The sequence below is a fragment of the Bacillus sp. SRB_331 genome, from assembly GCF_003264175.1.
GTDB lineage: Bacteria > Bacillota > Bacilli > Bacillales > Bacillaceae_G > Bacillus_A > Bacillus_A mycoides.
In genome coordinates, this window is the sequence record NZ_NADV01000029.1 from 215,894 (window position 1) to 232,658 (window position 16,765).

Annotated in this window: 13 protein-coding genes and 2 pseudogenes; 4 read left to right on the forward strand and 11 right to left on the reverse strand. The window is 34.6% G+C overall.

What is annotated here, in order from left to right; genetic code table 11:
- Positions 1–33: 33 nt before the first annotated feature.
- From B5P42_RS19520 to B5P42_RS19540, 4 genes and pseudogenes are all read right to left on the reverse strand, one after another.
- The gene (locus tag B5P42_RS19520; RefSeq protein WP_113734985.1) at positions 34–1,752 is read right to left on the reverse strand and encodes an alpha-keto acid decarboxylase family protein; all 1,719 of its coding nucleotides are present in this window, start codon (positions 1,750–1,752) and stop codon (positions 34–36) included.
- Between the two features lie 379 nt (positions 1,753–2,131).
- A complete protein-coding gene (locus B5P42_RS19530) occupies positions 2,132–4,006 on the reverse strand; it encodes an ABC transporter ATP-binding protein (RefSeq protein ID WP_044441669.1) in 1,875 nt (624 codons plus the stop codon).
- Entirely contained in the window at positions 4,003–6,249 is a 2,247-nt protein-coding gene (locus B5P42_RS19535) for an ABC transporter ATP-binding protein (RefSeq protein WP_002013271.1), read from the reverse strand. The genes B5P42_RS19530 and B5P42_RS19535 overlap by 4 nt, the downstream gene beginning before the upstream one ends.
- A gap of 162 nt (positions 6,250–6,411) precedes the next feature.
- Positions 6,412–6,516 (reverse strand): annotated as a pseudogene (locus B5P42_RS19540) (IS6 family transposase); the annotation flags it as partial.
- A 533-nt stretch (positions 6,517–7,049) separates the two neighbouring features.
- Here B5P42_RS19540 and pssA point away from each other — a divergent pair.
- Complete coding sequence (gene pssA / locus B5P42_RS19545) at positions 7,050–7,541, forward strand: CDP-diacylglycerol--serine O-phosphatidyltransferase (RefSeq protein WP_002085344.1); 492 nt, start codon at positions 7,050–7,052, stop codon at positions 7,539–7,541.
- A 446-nt stretch (positions 7,542–7,987) separates the two neighbouring features.
- On the opposite strand, the gene B5P42_RS19550 is transcribed toward pssA, so the two are convergent.
- Together B5P42_RS19550 and B5P42_RS19555 are read right to left on the reverse strand one after the other, a co-directional pair.
- Positions 7,988–9,103: an NAD(P)/FAD-dependent oxidoreductase gene (locus B5P42_RS19550; protein ID WP_088033777.1), complete on the reverse strand. Its 1,116-nt coding sequence runs from the start codon at positions 9,101–9,103 to the stop codon at positions 7,988–7,990.
- Between the two features lie 126 nt (positions 9,104–9,229).
- On the reverse strand, positions 9,230–9,883 hold the full coding sequence (locus B5P42_RS19555) for a YdeI/OmpD-associated family protein (RefSeq protein WP_088033779.1): 654 nt from the start codon (positions 9,881–9,883) through the stop codon (positions 9,230–9,232).
- Between the two features lie 143 nt (positions 9,884–10,026).
- Between B5P42_RS19555 and B5P42_RS19560 the strand changes: the two genes are divergently transcribed.
- The gene (locus B5P42_RS19560) at positions 10,027–10,209 is read left to right on the forward strand and encodes a hypothetical protein (protein ID WP_113734987.1); all 183 of its coding nucleotides are present in this window, start codon (positions 10,027–10,029) and stop codon (positions 10,207–10,209) included.
- Between the two features lie 19 nt (positions 10,210–10,228).
- Here the strand turns inward: B5P42_RS19560 and B5P42_RS19565 are convergent, their stop codons facing one another.
- The 3 genes from B5P42_RS19565 to B5P42_RS19575 all read right to left on the reverse strand — a co-directional run bounded on the left by B5P42_RS19565 (position 10,229) and on the right by B5P42_RS19575 (position 12,388).
- Positions 10,229–10,996 carry an arylamine N-acetyltransferase family protein gene (locus B5P42_RS19565; RefSeq protein WP_060751159.1) on the reverse strand — a complete coding sequence of 256 codons (768 nt, stop codon included), beginning with the start codon at positions 10,994–10,996 and terminating at the stop codon, positions 10,229–10,231.
- 190 nt (positions 10,997–11,186) lie between these two features.
- Entirely contained in the window at positions 11,187–11,555 is a 369-nt protein-coding gene (locus B5P42_RS19570) for a DUF4180 domain-containing protein (RefSeq protein ID WP_113734988.1), read from the reverse strand.
- A 155-nt stretch (positions 11,556–11,710) separates the two neighbouring features.
- Positions 11,711–12,388 (reverse strand): HAD family hydrolase, encoded by a 678-nt coding sequence (locus tag B5P42_RS19575; RefSeq protein ID WP_113734989.1) that lies wholly within the window; start codon positions 12,386–12,388, stop codon positions 11,711–11,713.
- Between the two features lie 462 nt (positions 12,389–12,850).
- On the opposite strand from B5P42_RS19575, the gene B5P42_RS19580 reads away from it, so the two are divergent.
- The gene (locus B5P42_RS19580; RefSeq protein WP_000800741.1) at positions 12,851–13,516 is read left to right on the forward strand and encodes a response regulator transcription factor; all 666 of its coding nucleotides are present in this window, start codon (positions 12,851–12,853) and stop codon (positions 13,514–13,516) included.
- On the forward strand, positions 13,509–14,981 hold the full coding sequence (locus B5P42_RS19585; RefSeq protein ID WP_088033785.1) for a sensor histidine kinase: 1,473 nt from the start codon (positions 13,509–13,511) through the stop codon (positions 14,979–14,981). Before B5P42_RS19580 ends, B5P42_RS19585 begins: the two co-directional genes overlap by 8 nt.
- Before the next feature lie 57 nt (positions 14,982–15,038).
- Here B5P42_RS19585 and B5P42_RS19590 read toward each other — a convergent pair.
- Both B5P42_RS19590 and B5P42_RS19595 read right to left on the reverse strand, forming a co-directional pair.
- A pseudogene (locus B5P42_RS19590) lies at positions 15,039–15,584 on the reverse strand (hypothetical protein); the annotation flags it as partial.
- Between the two features lie 492 nt (positions 15,585–16,076).
- On the reverse strand, positions 16,077–16,754 hold the full coding sequence (locus tag B5P42_RS19595; RefSeq protein ID WP_000447830.1) for an ABC transporter ATP-binding protein: 678 nt from the start codon (positions 16,752–16,754) through the stop codon (positions 16,077–16,079).
- Positions 16,755–16,765 lie beyond the last annotated feature (11 nt).

Genomic DNA, 16,765 nt, shown 5'->3' on the forward strand with positions numbered 1-16,765 from the left:
TTAGTATCCAATTAGGGACTAGAGAATTGGATATTATTTCTGGCTGCGCTGCATTTCCTGCTTCTCCATATAACTGCGCATCCGTCGCATATATTCAGGTGCGTCCATTCGATTACCTGCGATCATTTCAATTATACAGAGTCTTTCGGCGCTTTCCTTTTCAGCATGGATTATAGCCTGATCAAGCTCTCCATAGGTCCGGACCGTAACGGTAAATGCGTTACCTCCAAAAACTTCGGCCAGCTTGGTGTAAGACCATCGAGGGATTTGGTTGTACTTTTGATCCTCTGTTTTGACATTTAAATATTTCTCAATTGTATAACCATCGTTGTTCAAGACAAAGATTATGGGCTTGCAGCCGTAATAGAGCATAGAACTGATTTCCTGTGCCGTTAGCTGCAAGGCACCGTCACCTGTAAACACCAATACTCGGCGTTCCGGCGCGGCCATAATAGCACCAAACGCCGAAGGGATTGCGTAACCGATGGACTGCCATCCACCTTGTCCAATATATGTTACATTGCCCGGCAGTCTTACCTCTCCCATTCCATAATAGAACGTTCCGGTCTCGGCGATTACAATATCACCCTCTTTCAGCATACGCTGAAAACGCGGATAATAGCCGTCAGCCATTAGAGGTCCGTCGGCAGTAGTTGTGAATTGCTCATAAGGGAATGACAATTTTTTTGTCAAACCTTTGCCCTTATAATTCACCTTCTGAACGGCAAGTAGCATGTCGGCTGCAAGAACATTCGGATATTCCGCCTCAGCGATTTTAACTATATCTGGTTGAATATTGACAGTTATCAGTGGGTTCAGCTTTGCGGTAAAACTTGCGGTGTTTGTATCCGCCCATACCATACCAATCGCAATGATACAATCTGCATTCTCCACTGTACTTTGGACTTCAGTCCTCCCGAAAGAGCCTAAATACATTCCGATATAATTTGGATGGTTCTCGTCGAATCCGCCCTTCCCGTAAATCATCGTTACAACAGGCACATTCATTGCATCGGCTAGCTGCTGAGTCGCTGTCTGAAGGCCGAATCGCATCGTTTTCACATCCACCAGGATAACCGGTCGTTGGGAACGTTCCAAAAGCGGACGGACATGATTCACTGCAGCCTGAAGGGTATTCGGATTGGATGTTGGACGTGGTGGTACCGGTTCTGCCCAGACTTTAATTGGCTTGGTCACTAAATCATTAGCCACAACCAGGTATACCGGCTTTTTCTTTTCCTTAGCAATGCGAATCGCAGTCTGAATTTCAATCTTGGCATTTTCCGGCGTAAGCACCGCGGTATATGCCGTAATCTGCTCATACACCTTGCGAAAAACGTCAAAATTCCCATCCATTAAGGTGTGATGCATAAGCTTATGCTCTTTTTGATCCTTCTCAGGAGGCGCACCCACAATGTGTATAATTGGCACATGCTCGCTGTTGGCTCCCGCTATCGCATTGCATGCACTGAGCTCCCCGACCCCAAATGTCGTAATAAGAGCCGATATTCCTTTGATTCTTGCATAGCCATCTGCAGCGTAGCCCGAGTTTAGTTCATTTCGTCCTTCTATAAAACGGATGCCGTTATAACACTCCAAAGTATCAAGAAGTGTAAAATTATAGTCCCCTGCGACACCAAAAATTTCGGTAATGCCCTCGAGTTTCAGGCAATCGAACAAATACTGGCCAACCGTTTTTTGATCAGGTCCCCTTTGTAAACCAAAGCTGCCCGTATTAATCATGTTGTCCATCGCTTGCTCACTCCTTATCTATTTCTTTGGCTTGTTCTATTTTATAGTACCCTTTTTGATAATTCCCTTTAATTAAACCGGTTATCCGTTGTGCAACAATTAATCGGGAAGAAATGCTCCTTATCTTTGGAGATATTCATAAAACAAGAGAAGGAGGAGAAACACTAAAACATTACAAGAATGTATTAATTAATCTTCTAATGTTCTTTTTAAATTGTTTCCCTTTAAAACATCCCATTTATCATTCTCCTCACTCTGTTTTGCAAAAGTCTAGCTTACTTTTTAAAATTTTGTAACAGAACCTTAAAAATAATAAAAATCCACGAAGAAAATGCATTTTCTTCGTGGGTTTAGTTATTTAAATGGACTTTCACCTAACTCAAGAAGCATCCGCACCTTCAAACTGACTATTATAAAGCGAAGCATAGAAACCATCAGCTTTCAATAACTCTTCATGATTACCTTGTTCTACAATATCTCCGTCTTTCATGACAAGGATTAAATCTGCATCACGTATTGTTGATAATCTATGAGCGATAATAAAGCTTGTTCTACCTTCCATAAGGTTTTCCATCGCTTTTTGAATCAGTACTTCTGTACGAGTGTCAATGGAGCTTGTTGCTTCATCGAGTATTAATATTTTCGGATCCGCTATAAGGGCACGTGCAATTGTTAGTAGTTGCTTTTGTCCTTGGGATACGTTGCTTGCTTCTTCGTTTAGTTCCATTTGATATTTATTTGGTAATGTTTTTACGAAGTTGTGAACGTGAGCTGCTTTCGCTGCTTCAATTACTTCTTCGTCTGTAGCATCGAGTCTACCGTAACGTATATTTTCCATGATGGAGCCGTTAAATAGCCAAGTGTCTTGAAGTACCATACCAAACATGTTGCGCAGGTCTTCTCGCGTGAAGTCTTTTATATCGTGACCGTCGATACATATTGCACCGCTGTTTATGTCATAGAAACGCATTAACAGTTTTACAATCGTTGTTTTACCAGCTCCGGTTGGTCCGACGATTGCTACCTTTTGTCCAGGTTTAATGTTAGATGAGAAATTATTGATGATGATCTTATCTGGATTGTATCCAAATTGAACATCTTGGAAGGTAACTTCTCCTTGAACTTTTTGCAGCTTCACTGGATTTTCTGCTTCTGGCACTTCCTCTTCTTCTTCTAAAAATTCGAAGACTCTTTCTGCAGCAGCTGCAGTAGATTGAAGTACGTTCGCGATTTGTGCTACTTGAGCGATTGGTTGCGTAAAGCTTCTAACATATTGCACAAAGGCTAAAATGTCTCCAACTGCGATGGTTCTCTTTACCGCAAGCCATCCACCTAAAATAGATACAGCGACGTAACCGATATTACCGATAAATGTCATAATCGGCATCATCATTCCAGATAAAAATTGAGATTTCCATGCGGAATGGTAAAGGGTATCATTTACCTTTTCGAATTTTTTCACTTCTTCTTCTTCTTTGTTGAAGGCTTTTACGATATTGTGACCACTATAAATTTCTTCGACCTGACCGTTTACGTGTCCTAAATATTCTTGCTGGGATTTGAAGTATTTTTGTGATCGTTTTACGACTGCCATGATGAGAATCATCGATACTGGCAATATTAAAAGCGCCACTAATGTCATTTGCCAGCTGATTGATAACATCATGATAAGTACACCGATGATTGTAATAACGGATGTGATGATTTGCGACATACTTTGGTTTAAAGTTTGGCTCACCGTATCTACGTCATTTGTAATTCTCGATAATACTTCGCCGTGCGTTGTTTTATCAAAGTATTTCAGCGGCATACGGTTAATTTTTTCATCGATTTCTTTTCTGAAGTTATAAGATACTTTTTGAGCTACTCCAGAAATAATGTACCCCTGGATAATACCAAACACAGTGCTCAGTATATATAATCCAAGGAGTAAAATGACAATGTTTCCGATATAGGTAAAGTCAATGGCCGCACCGGGTGCTCCTGATACTTTGCTTACGAGTCCTTCGAAAAGTTTTGTTGTCGCGTTTCCTAAAATTTTTGGACCAACGATTGTAAAGGCTGCACTGCCGATTGCGAAAAGGATAACGATTAAGATTGATAATTTATAGGGATTCAAGTATTGAAGGAGTTTATTCATCGTTCCTTTGAAGTTTTTTGCTTTCTCAATCTTTCTCATGCCGCCGCCCATATGACCGCCACCGCCAGGACCAGGGCCGCTTTGTTTTCTATTTTCTATTTTTCTATCACTCATGATGACAACTCCTCTCTTGAAAGTTGTGATAAAGCAATTTGCTTATAAACTTCACAGTTTTCCATAAGCTCTTCATGAGTACCAGTTCCAATTATTTTTCCTTCGTCAAGTACAATAATCTTATCGGCATTCATGATTGTACTGATTCTTTGGGCAATAAGTAAAATAGTACTTCCTGTAATCTCATTGTTTAAAGCTCTGCGCAATGCTGCGTCTGTCTTAAAGTCAAGAGCTGAGAAACTATCATCGAATATGAAGATTTCCGATTTTTTCGTAAGAGCACGCGCAATAGAAAGTCTTTGTTTTTGACCACCGGAAACGTTCGTACCACCTTGTGATATTTCTGTGCGGAAGCTTTCAGGCTTCGCGTTAATAAACTCCATAGCTTGCGCGATTTCCGCCGCTTTTTCGAGTTCTTCTTCAGTTGCTTCTTTTTTACCATATTTCAAATTACTCTCGATTGTACCTGAGAAGAGAACTCCTTTTTGCGGTACATAACCAATTTTCTCTCTTAATTCCTTCTGAGATACTTCTCTAATATCCGTGCCATCTATTAATATTTGGCCGCTTGTGACATCGTAAAAGCGTGGAATTAAGTTGATTAATGTTGATTTACCACTACCTGTACTTCCGATGAAAGCTGTCGTTTCACCAGGTTTTGCAGTAAAGGTGATATTGGAAAGCACATCTTCTTCTGCACCTGGGTATCTAAAGCCAACATTTTTAAATTCAACGTAACCTTTCTTGTCTGAAGCAAATGTTTTCGGCTCTTTTACATCACTAATGGTAATGTCAGTATCTAAAACTTCTGCGATACGTTGTGCGGAAACTGAAGCACGTGGAACCATAATAGATACCATTGAAATCATTAAGAAGGCCATGATGATTTGCATTGTATATTGCATAAATGCCATCAAATCACCAACTTGCATATGTCCCATATCCACTTGGTGTGATCCAACCCAAATAATAAGTACAGTAACGGCATTCATGATAAACATCATCATTGGCATCATAAATGACATTAAACGGCTTACAAATAAATTTGTTTTTGTTAAATCTTGATTTCCTTTTTCAAATTTCTTTTCTTCATGTTTTTGAGTATTAAAAGCACGAATAACGAGCATACCGGTTAAAGATTCACGAGTGATTAAGTTAATTTTATCTACTAACTTTTGGATACGCTTAAACTTAGGAATCGCGATGCTAAATAAACCAATGACTAGACTTAAAATCGCAATTACCGCAACTGCGATAATCCATCCCATTGAAAGGTCTGTAGTAAGTACTTTAATAATGCCGCCGATACCTAAAATTGGTGCATAGAATACAATGCGAAGCATCATAACCATAAGTGTTTGAACTTGTTGGATATCATTTGTACTTCTTGTGATTAGAGATGCAGTGGAAAACTTATCAAACTCCGCATTCGAGAAGTTTGTAACTTTCCGGAATACTTTCTTTCTAAGGTCTCTGCCGAGTCCTGCAGCTACTTTTGCAGCAAGTAAACTCACGATAACGGTAGCTGCCATACTTACTAAGGATAAAAGTAGCATTTTCCCGCCGGAAGTAAGGATGAAATTGGATTGAAGCTTATCTATATTGATACCGATCTTTTTATACTCATTCTCAATGAATGAAACGGCTGATTGCGTTACCATGCTGCCTGGCATATTCTTAAACTTTTCATCTGCCTTTTCTTTCATTGCATTGATTTGATCTTGAGGAAGTTTCGCAATGATTGCAAAAGGATCTGAATTTGGCGGAAGTTTCGCTGGTGTGTTGTTGTCACCTGTCGCAGCAGGAGAGAAAGCAGATGAGCCACCTTTTTCAATTCCTTGTGTAATTAACATTGGTTTCCCAAAGATATCGTTAAGTTCGTTAATTATTTTTTTATCTTCTGTATGTAACTTATAAAGTGGCTCTTTATCAAGCTGCGGATAATCTTTTAAGTCATTTTTTAGTTCACTTTGAGAGAGGTTGTTCTTATCTAAAAGCACATAGTTGTCAGCAACTTTTTTCTTCTCATTTTCATTCATAAAGAGCGTAAGTTTATCCATTTCACTTTTACGAATAACCTCAGGTACTGCATTTTCTACACCTTTTTGTTGAATCCCTACATTGACAATGTTAGACATGTAGTCTGGCAGTGATAGATCGCATACTGCCTGTACAGTTAAAAGACATACAACTGCAATGATGGAAGCAATAAATGGTTTTAAATGTTTGATGATCTTTAACATTTAGTTCATCTCTCCATTTTCTTTGTCTAATTTTTTTAGTTTTTACTCCGCTTCTCTCCTTTATTCTTCGTATTCTAAGTAATTCATTCTAGCAGCTCTTTACGTATTTTCGACTACAAATTAATTTTATGACTATATGAAGATATGATGCATCTTTTAGTGTGTAGATGTTGTTTTATAGGACTTAAATCCAAGAATAGAACGCACATGTTTCTTAATAAAACGATGATCTTGTTCCACTATATAATTAATATATCTAACTAATCTTTTCTGGCGGAAAACCAGAATTTCGTAAACTACCTGAATTGATTGATGAATATCGGATTAATATGTTTCCTGTAGTCTTAGGCAGTGGACTACCTTTATTAAAGAAATTACGGACAAAATTAACCTTAAACTTATAAAAAACAATACATTTAAAACCGGAGCGGTTGGTCTTATCCACCAACCGGAGGAAAATGCTTGACTACTCGGCACTTCAACTATCGGGTGCTAATGTTCAACAACGCGTACCGAAAATAATCAAACATATTTTATAAAAAGTGATTCTATAAAATATGTTTAGAGCCTATTTTGATAACTCTTTTTTTCAAAAACATGTTTGATCAAAGGTAAATCAGCAGTAATAGACTTACCTTTGATCAAACATGTTTATAAACCAACATAACGTACAGGAAATCGGTTTTTCTCTTGCCGAAATTTACTTAGCATACAGTGGTCATATTTTTTCAAGAATAACGGAAGAATATATAGAAAATGCTACATAAACGTGAAGTTTGATCAACTTAGGGGGGACAACCTTGTTCAATCAAATAGTAAAAGCTGTACCCAATTTATTTACGATTGGAAATTTATTGTGCGGTGTTTTTTCAATTACCATGAATATGAGTGACTATTTGGAAGTGGCCTCCATTTTTATTTTCTTTTCAGCTGTTTTAGATCTCCTTGATGGAAGAATTGCGAGGAAATTAAAAGTGAACAGTGAGTTTGGTGTACAATTGGATTCCTTAGCTGATATTGTTAGTTTCGGAGTTGCTCCTGCACTTTTATTTCATTCGATAGCAACACCTTCTATTTTAACTTCTTTGGCATTTATCCTTTTCCCAACGATGGGTGCTTTAAGATTAGCTAAATTTAGTGTAAAACCAACCATTGGATATTTTAAGGGATTACCTATTCCAGCTGCTGGATTACCATTGGCCGGTATGGGATTGTTTTCATATAGCAATGCATGGATTACATTAATCCTCGCTCTCTTAATGGTAAGTCCAATTAGGTTTAAAAAACTTTAATTGGGATCCCGTCTATCGCTTTAATTTCATTTGTGGAACGGTTCGCTAATATCCATCAAGTTGAGGGTTTTGATGTTATTCATCATTTTACGAATGCAGCGATGGGACAGACTTTAAAGAGCTTACCTATTGTAATTGCTCATAATAGATTGTGAAATTGAATAGCCTCCAGTTTTTGAGGCTATTGTTTATATTTCTGATATGTATTTTCGCCTCTATATTGAACGAATCCCCCTTTCTTCTCTAATACCTCAAACGATAAAAATGCACTTCGTTGCTATAAAGAGCAAAAAATTTTCGTTTTGTGGATTATTTATTTTTTTAGCTTGATAGCGATGTGGTGATCCCACTTGTTTAAAAGAACTCCTACCTCTCAAAATACTTAGTTACGCCCAAATAACATAACAAAAAGATTAGGAAATCACTCCTAATCTTTTTGTTTATTACTATTCCATTGCCCCAGCAACATCATAATCATTTAAATCTAATTCAATCGGTTGCCCTAACGCAAGTTTCGCAAGTTCTGATCCTAAGTATGGACCTGCTGTTAATCCTGAAGCACCTAATCCGTTTGCAATGAGTATGCCTTCAAAATTAGGGAGTGGGCCAATAACAGGTAAGAATCCTGGCGTAAATGGCCTGAAGCCAACTCTAGTTTCAAGCATTGTACCATCTTCTAAACCAGGCGCTACTGTTAACGCTTTATGGAATACTTCATGTAAACCACCAGCTGTTACACGGTGATCGAAACCAGTATCATTCTCATGCGTTGCACCAATTACGACATGGCCATTGTCAAATGTTAAAATATATTGATCGTTCGGCGGCATAACAACTGGCATATTTTCTGTTGCTGTATTTTCAATTTGCAAATGAACAATTTGTCCTTTTTGGAATGTAACTAAGAAATTAATTCCTAACGGATTCAAGATTTCATTCGCCCATGCGCCTGCAGTTACAATTACCTTTTCTGCTAAAATTATTTCATCGTTTACTGTAACTCCAGTAATACGATTACCTTCACGAACTAATACAGCATCTCCTTTTATAAAAGTAGCACCATGTTTTTTCGCAGCACTTATTAATGCGTTACGTAATGATCTTCCATTTACTCGTGCAGCGCCACTAATATGAACAGAACTGTATTCTTCTGATAATGCTGGGAATAATTTTTTCGTTTCTTCAGCTGATAAGCGAGTGATTTCACCGATCTCTGGTGCATCTTCACGTCGTTTATAAGCTCGTTCTTCCATTTGATCTAGTTTTTTCTCGTCAGTATGTAAACTAATTGCACCTACACGGTTGTAACCTGTATCCGTTTCACCGTCTTCTTCTAATTGCTGGATTAACGAAGAATAGTAACGTGCACCGCCCTTAACGATTTTATACCACGCTTTATTACGACGCTGCGAAAGCCAAGGACAGACGATACCTGCTGCTGCATCAGTGGCTTGACCTAAATCTTGACGATCTACAATAGTAACCTTCGCACCAGCCTTAGCAAGATGATAGGCAGTAGATGCCCCTAAAATCCCAGATCCAACTACAATATACGATTTCATTTCAAACACCTTTTCTCTTTTGCTAATTATTTAAATATAAGAACATACTTTAGTATACTGAAAGGAATCCTTTTTTCAATGTGCTCAACGTAATTAATTGTTGCATCATTGTGACGTTCCTAATCATTATTTTTTCTTCTTACGGAATAATTCAATTGTTTTATAGCCTTGTGAAAGGATTTCAATCATTTTCTCAAGACGTTTATCGCGTGTTTTTTCTTGTTTCACTGAAAATAAATTACGTGCCCAATCTTTTTGATAACCAGGAGTTAAACTTTGATAAAAATTAAGTTCAGCTGGATGATTAGCCAATAATGCTTCAACATCTTGAATACGATCTGCATAATCAGCAACACATTGACTCGCTGCAGGTGTTTTCTTCGCTTTTTTCTTTTCACGTTTTAAACCTACAACTGTAAAGACATCATCCATACTTACCATTCGCGCAAATTTAATTTCGCTTTCCCCAACATATCCATCATCTCCAACGTTTAATGCCGGAAACATCTCATCACGGTGAATAAACGTACTGTAACGAGCATTACCTTTTTTCGGATATGCGAAAAACACGTAACCTTTTTCAATTAGTAATTCTTCATTACTAATAATAAAATTCGTTTGTTTCACCATTTCATCAAGTGTTTCAACAAAAATAAAAATAGCATCATGTTCTTTTGAAAATGAGGTTTCTTTACCTGTGAAAATGTCATAATCACTTGGTTCGTTAATTACGACCATATTTGTATACTTATTTAGTTTCAATTTATCAATAACTGACATTATAATCTTCCTTTGCATCCAATATTCATTTTATATACTTCTTTATACTGTTCTAGTGTATTATATCTATTAAGAAAATTAAACTTGAAATCGTATCATTCTGTTTCAATAGACCATAATTTTTTACTATAAGGAGTGGTTTTATGCCATATGTAATCCGAGATGAAGGGCTAGTTTTGCAAGGAGATAATGGAAAAGAGCCAGTTTTTCATACATATGAAGAAGCTAAGGAAACGTTAAAAACGTTAACTATACCGCAGTTTCCGAAACATATTAGACGAAAACCATTTAAACCAAAAATAATAAAAATAGCCGATTCTGAATAAGAACCGGCTATTTTTATATTCACAACTCAATAGCAAATAAAGTATATAAAAGCTCTTTATATTGATTTTCTGTAATTTCACGCTTCGTTTTTTCTCCATAAATAATTTCAGTTAAACTAGTATTCGTTAATGAGATATGGCCAAAGTTCGTCAATTTTACTGCAATGGGTCCTTTATTGAAAATAGATTTCTCATCTTCTATCACTCTTCTTTGAACATCGTTTACTACTGTCTCATCAATAATATGTTTATAAAAAGCATGACAAACTTTCCATTCTCCATCAACATCTATTCTTTCTAGAACATAGTTTCCTTTACTCGTATCTTTTTGTCTTACTCGATACGAACCGTTTTTAGAAGAAACAAGTTCGCCAGTAAACGGTACTGGCACAAGAGGTACTAATGAAGCAATACCTACATCAATTAAGTACCTTACGTTTTCGTAATTTAAAATAATTGTTATATGCCCATCTTCAAGTGCCCAATCGTTTATATCATTTTTATATACGGTACCTAGTGCGAGTTGTACATCATAACCACTATCTTTTAAAAAATAGTAAAAAAGAGTATTTAATTCATAACAAAGCCCACCTCGAGAACTAGTTAAAATTTTCTCTTGTAAGTTTTTCATAGAAATTGTATTCGCATTACTTGCTATTACATTTAAATTCTCAAACGGGATTGTGTGGGCAAATGCAAAGAGTATTGTACTTAATTCTTCAAATTTTATTTCAGTACGTTTTTCAAGGTTTAATCTTGTAAAGAGTTGATCTTGTAACTTTGTCATATTCAGCACCCCTTAATAAGTTATAAGTTAAAATACTATATGCTGATTGTAAATTTGAAGGGATATTGTAACAATGTACATTTGCAGTTACTGTACCGGTACAAAATTTAAATTTGAAAAACATTTTTATATAAAAATACAAATAAGAGGCACCATCACGGATGCCTCTTTCGAATTACATTTTATATCTTTATTTCAATGAGCTTAATTTTTCAATTGCTTGTTGCTCAGTTGCTAATAAAAAAACATCCTTACCTTTATTACATTCATAAATGAAATCTTTTAGGCTTTTACTAGTGTACATAGAAAAATCCCCGATAATAGCAATTTTCACGCTGTAATTAATAAACTTTTGAAGAATATCACCCGCAAGCCGTGTTTTTAGGTCAAAGAAGCTTTCACTTATACATGATTTATCAATAATAATATGTTTGGCATCCACTTCATATTGAACTGTTGCCATAAGATCCAATGCAGTTTGAACATCGGAAATTACTACCTTATCGTTTTTTATGATCGCAATATTTATTTCATCGATAACTATTTTCTTTATTTCCATAGTATCACTCCTCAATAATTTTCATATCATGCTTTGTTAGTTCATTTGAAAATACTAATGTTTGTAGCAGGAAGAGATTTAAGTGCCTCTTTATTTTTATTTTTTATTTATATTACGGTGAATGAAATCTTTTTAATTATTACTCCATAGCATTTTCACTTATTATAAAAATATTGTGGAGTTATATAACTTAATAAACTATCAAAAGTATCAATCTCAGAATACGGTTTTATTTCAGTTTTATTCATGATTCCATGAGGATTAAACCATATACCTTTTATATTTGCATTTTGACAACCGGCAATATCCTTTTCTAAGTCATCTCCAACAAATAGTACATCTTCTGATTGTACATTTAGCTTATTTAATGCTAGTTCGAATATACGTTTATCAGGTTTACTAAATCCCACTTCTTCAGAAATAATAATCGTATCAAAATACTCATTTAAACCCGTATTCATTATTTTAGCTTTTTGCCTCTGAGTTGAGCCATTTGTAATAATTCCAACTTTAAAGTGCCTCTTTATATGATTTAAGAAAAGAATAGTATTTTGGTCAATTGAAAAACATTTAGGAAAGTTTTCATTCCAAAAATCTTGGATATAATTGCGTGGCAATCTATATTTCGGCGCGAATTCATCAAATAATGATTCTAAAACTATTGTTTTATCACTAATGCCATATTCTCTTTTATCATATTCTTTGAATTTCTGTAACATATTGTTTTTGACTGTATCACTAACATCCTCATAACGCTTCTCTAAAACTAATAAAAATAAGTTATCTACTGCCTTATCCCTATCGAGTAACGTATCATCTAAATCAAACAGCATAGCTTTATAACTCCTCAAATAATTTCACAACCTTTCTCACATGATTTAAATAATCCCTTATTCGCACCTTAGGCCTTTACTAAATTAGCAAAAAAACTACAAAGTTTGTGGCGTACGCTCTAGAATTTCGCTGGCTTCTTTTATATTTAAATTCATCTCCCTTTCCCCTTCTAGTAAAGTATCGAAAGTATATTTTCAAACAGTTAAAAAAACTACATACAATTTACATTATTATACATTAGTTTTTTGTAAATATTAATCGTTCAGCTTTTTATATGATAAGTTTTTTCAAGCACACAAATATTTTTCCATAAAAAAGGAATATGGGTAATAATCCTTTTTTACGGAGAATACACAATCTTGAAAATGGAGTTAATACGTTAAATGTCCTATGAAGTTTCCTACTGTATCTCCACATAAACTCCAGATAGTAAGGCTATAATGACTACCAGAGGTGATATTATGAAAAACTATCATATTCTCGTGGTAGAAGACGATCAAGAAATTCAGGAATTAATTAAACAATTTTTAATGACACAACAGTATACAGTTGTAGTTGCATCAGATGGATTAGAGGGTATGACACAATTTAATAAGCAATCCTTTGATTTAATTCTTCTAGATGTAATGATGCCCAATCTTAATGGATTTGAAGTATCCAAGATGATTCGAAGTCAGTCAAACGTACCAATTATTATGCTAACTGCATTGGAAGAAGAGGAAGATCAAATGAAAGGGTTCGATCTTGGAATCGATGATTATATAACAAAACCCTTTTCGTTTCATGTTTTGATTAGACGAGTCGAAGCTGTACTTAGAAGAAGTTATGATAAAAATGTAAATAATCATTTGGTATTTAAAGAAGTGCGTATCGATGTTGATGCATATAGAGTATATGTAAATGACGTTGAAATTTTATTAACGACAAAAGAGTTTGAAATTCTACAACTACTATTTCAAAATGAGAGAAAAGTACTCACAAGAGAAAATATCGTAGAAAAAGTTTGGGGGTACGATTATTTTGGAGAAACACGAATAATTGATACACATATTAAAAACCTACGTAAAAAGCTAGCTATCCCTTATATTAAAACAATAAAGGGTATTGGTTATAAAATTGATGAATAGTATTGTGAAAATCATGAAGATGAAGCAAATTACTTATAAACTCTTTATGACTACCTCTCTCATTTTGTTATCCTTTGCAGTATTGATTTATTTAACTTTATACTTCTTTCTCCCTACGTTTTATGAGCAATACAAAACAGATCAACTTCAAACAGGGATAAAAGAAATCATTGATAAATCTAAAGATCTTACGTTTCAAGATGCGATACCACTTTTTGATGAATATGCAAAAAAAAATAATGCGATGCTTTATCTTCAAAATAATGAGGGAATAATTAAATACTCTCCTTCATTTTCTTTTACTCAAAATGGTTCGCAAACAACAGTAGTTACTAGAGCCACACGGTTCGAGAATGCAGGTACCCTTAGCAATTCATATAACCTTACGCAACCAATTCAATTTCAAGATGGTAGTTTAACACTTATAGTCTTTGCTACATTTCAACCAATTGATGAAGCTTCACAGGTTTTAGTACGCTTTCTCCCCTATATTAGTATCATTGTACTCGTAATTGGTGTAGGGAGTGCTTATTTCTATTCCAGGTTTATTACAAAACCACTTATTTATATTAATGAAGGTGCACAAAAGATGGCAAATTTAGATTTCTCCGAAAAAATTGAGGTTCGCTCTACAGATGAGTTAGGAGAATTATCTAATAGTTTGAATGACATGTCTATTAACTTACAACAAGCTATGTTTGATTTAAAAAAAGCAAATCAACAATTAAAAAATGATATTGAAAAAGAACGAGAAATAGAAACAAAACGCAGAGAGTTTTTTGCGATTGTAGCACATGAATTAAAGACCCCTCTTACTGTAATGAAAGGATACTTAGAAGGGATGATATACAATATTGGCCCTTATCAAAATCGTGATCAATATTTAAAGAAAAATCATCAAATTATTGAAAGTATGGAACAATTAGTTCGTGAAATTTTAAGCATGTCGAAATTAGAACAACACACCTTTAAACTAAAAGTAGAAGAAGTTAATCTTTCGAAGTTAATAGATACAATCACAAAAGATCTCGAATTTTTTGCTTCTCAAAAAAGCATCCAAATAATAAAAGAAATTGATTCTGATCTTTCTGTTTATACAGATCGTGTTCTTTTTGAAAAAGCATGTAAAAATATTATCCATAATGCGGTTATGTATTCACCACATAATGAAAAAGTCTATATAAAGTTAAGTGAGGATTCTAAACAAGGTCAAATCAAAATGCAAATTATGAATACAGGTGTCAATATTAAAGAAGAGGATATACAACAAATTTTCAAACCATTTTATCGAATTGAAAAATCAAGGAATCGAAATACTGGAGGAAGTGGTTTGGGGCTATATATTGTTAAACAAATTCTTGAAACGCTAGATATAAAATATTCTATAAAAAATATGGAACATAGTGTACAATTTTGCATGAACATTCCATTATCTAAACAAAAAACAAACAAACTCCCCTCTTAGTAGGACGAGTTTGTTTGTTTTTTGTAGTTTTAGTATTGATATTTTTCGAGTTACTTTTTAAGCAATATTGGGATTAGCTTTTTTACCAATCCACATACCTAAGCCCACCATGCCAAGCCAACAGCAAATTGCTAACATAAACATCAATCGTTGTACGGATAACCCTTCAATCTGCATTTGACCCTTCCCAACAATTGTTTGGAAAAGTTGCGACCATTCGACATCGTAAAACACCCCTACTCCCACAATCACAATCAATATAAAAAATTGTAAAAATATATTCCCCATATTTCTCCATGTTGTGTAAATGAGTAAAGAAAGCTCTCTATGTGTAGCATTCACCATATATACTTTCATATTATTTTGAGAAGAAATACTATTAATGGCATAGCTCCCAAATGTAACGCTAAGGACTATAAATATTGGAGAATAAAACCCGAATATCATGATTAAAGTACTTACTAAAAATAAATGGATTGGATTAACTTTCTTAGCAGCTTTGATATCTAAAAATATGGACATCAAAATCCCTAATAGGTATGGTCCAACTACAATGAAAATACAGGTTAACATGTTATAGAAAGTAAAACTATAAAAAATACTACCAATGAGTATCATAGAAACTTGAAATAAAGTAATTGTTTGCTTAGTCATACATACCACCATATTTTGTAATGAATAAATATTACATAGTATAACTGATACATTGCATCTTTATTCCAAATGGTTAGTGCTTAGAGCCATGGACAATTAAACGCTCTTATTTATAAAATCTATCACATGAGATGTAAGCTAGTTCCTTTTTACAGATAAATAATTAAACGGGACAGTATTTAGATCATACACCTAAATACTGTCCCGTTTTTTATATGCAATTCTTCAATGATATAGTAAACCGATCATAACAAAAAGAACCTGTAGAATATACTACAAGTTCTTTTTCAAAAATTGTTAAAAAGGGAATAACAAACTATCTTAACATTCAATACAGGGAGACCATTTTAATTATGGCTTGGTTATATTGTATATCAAATATAAATATTTGAAGAAACTAATTTCGAAAATTATGTGAATTAAAAAACTAGGGTGTTTATATTAAATTTCGTTTACTACCAACTTCTTCTTACTTAAATAGACTGCACGGTCTGATTTTTTAGCAACTTCCTGTGAGTGCGTCACAACAATAATACATTTATTTTCTTTATGTGCAAGTTCTTGAAACAGTTCTATTATATCCATTGCCGTTTCTTCGTCGAGGTTTCCTGTCGGCTCATCCGCAATCAGTAAATCAACATTACAAGATAACGCTCGAGCGATTGCAACACGCTGCTGTTGCCCGCCACTTAGTTGCAGAACATTTCGTTTCGCTTCTACTTCTGTAAGTCCTACTTTCTCTAATAATTCTAACGCCCTTGCCGTTTTATTTTGCACTTTAACACCTGTAATTTCCATTGCTGTTAAGACATTTTGAAGAGCAGTCATATAGGTAATCAAATTATAAGATTGGAAAATTACCGATACATTTTGATTACGGTACCGATCCAAACCAATTTTTCGAATATCCTTTCCATTAAATAGTACATAACCATTTTTAGGTATATCTAGCCCACAACCTAAGCTAAGCGTAGTGGTTTTACCAGATCCGGATGGTCCTAGAATCGTGTAGAAATGTCCTTTTTGAAAAGAAAAGTTAACATTTTCCAGTATCGCTACTTTTTTTCCGTTACTTTCATAATAATAATCTAAGTTTTTAAATTGTAAAATCGTCTCCATATCGAGCCTCC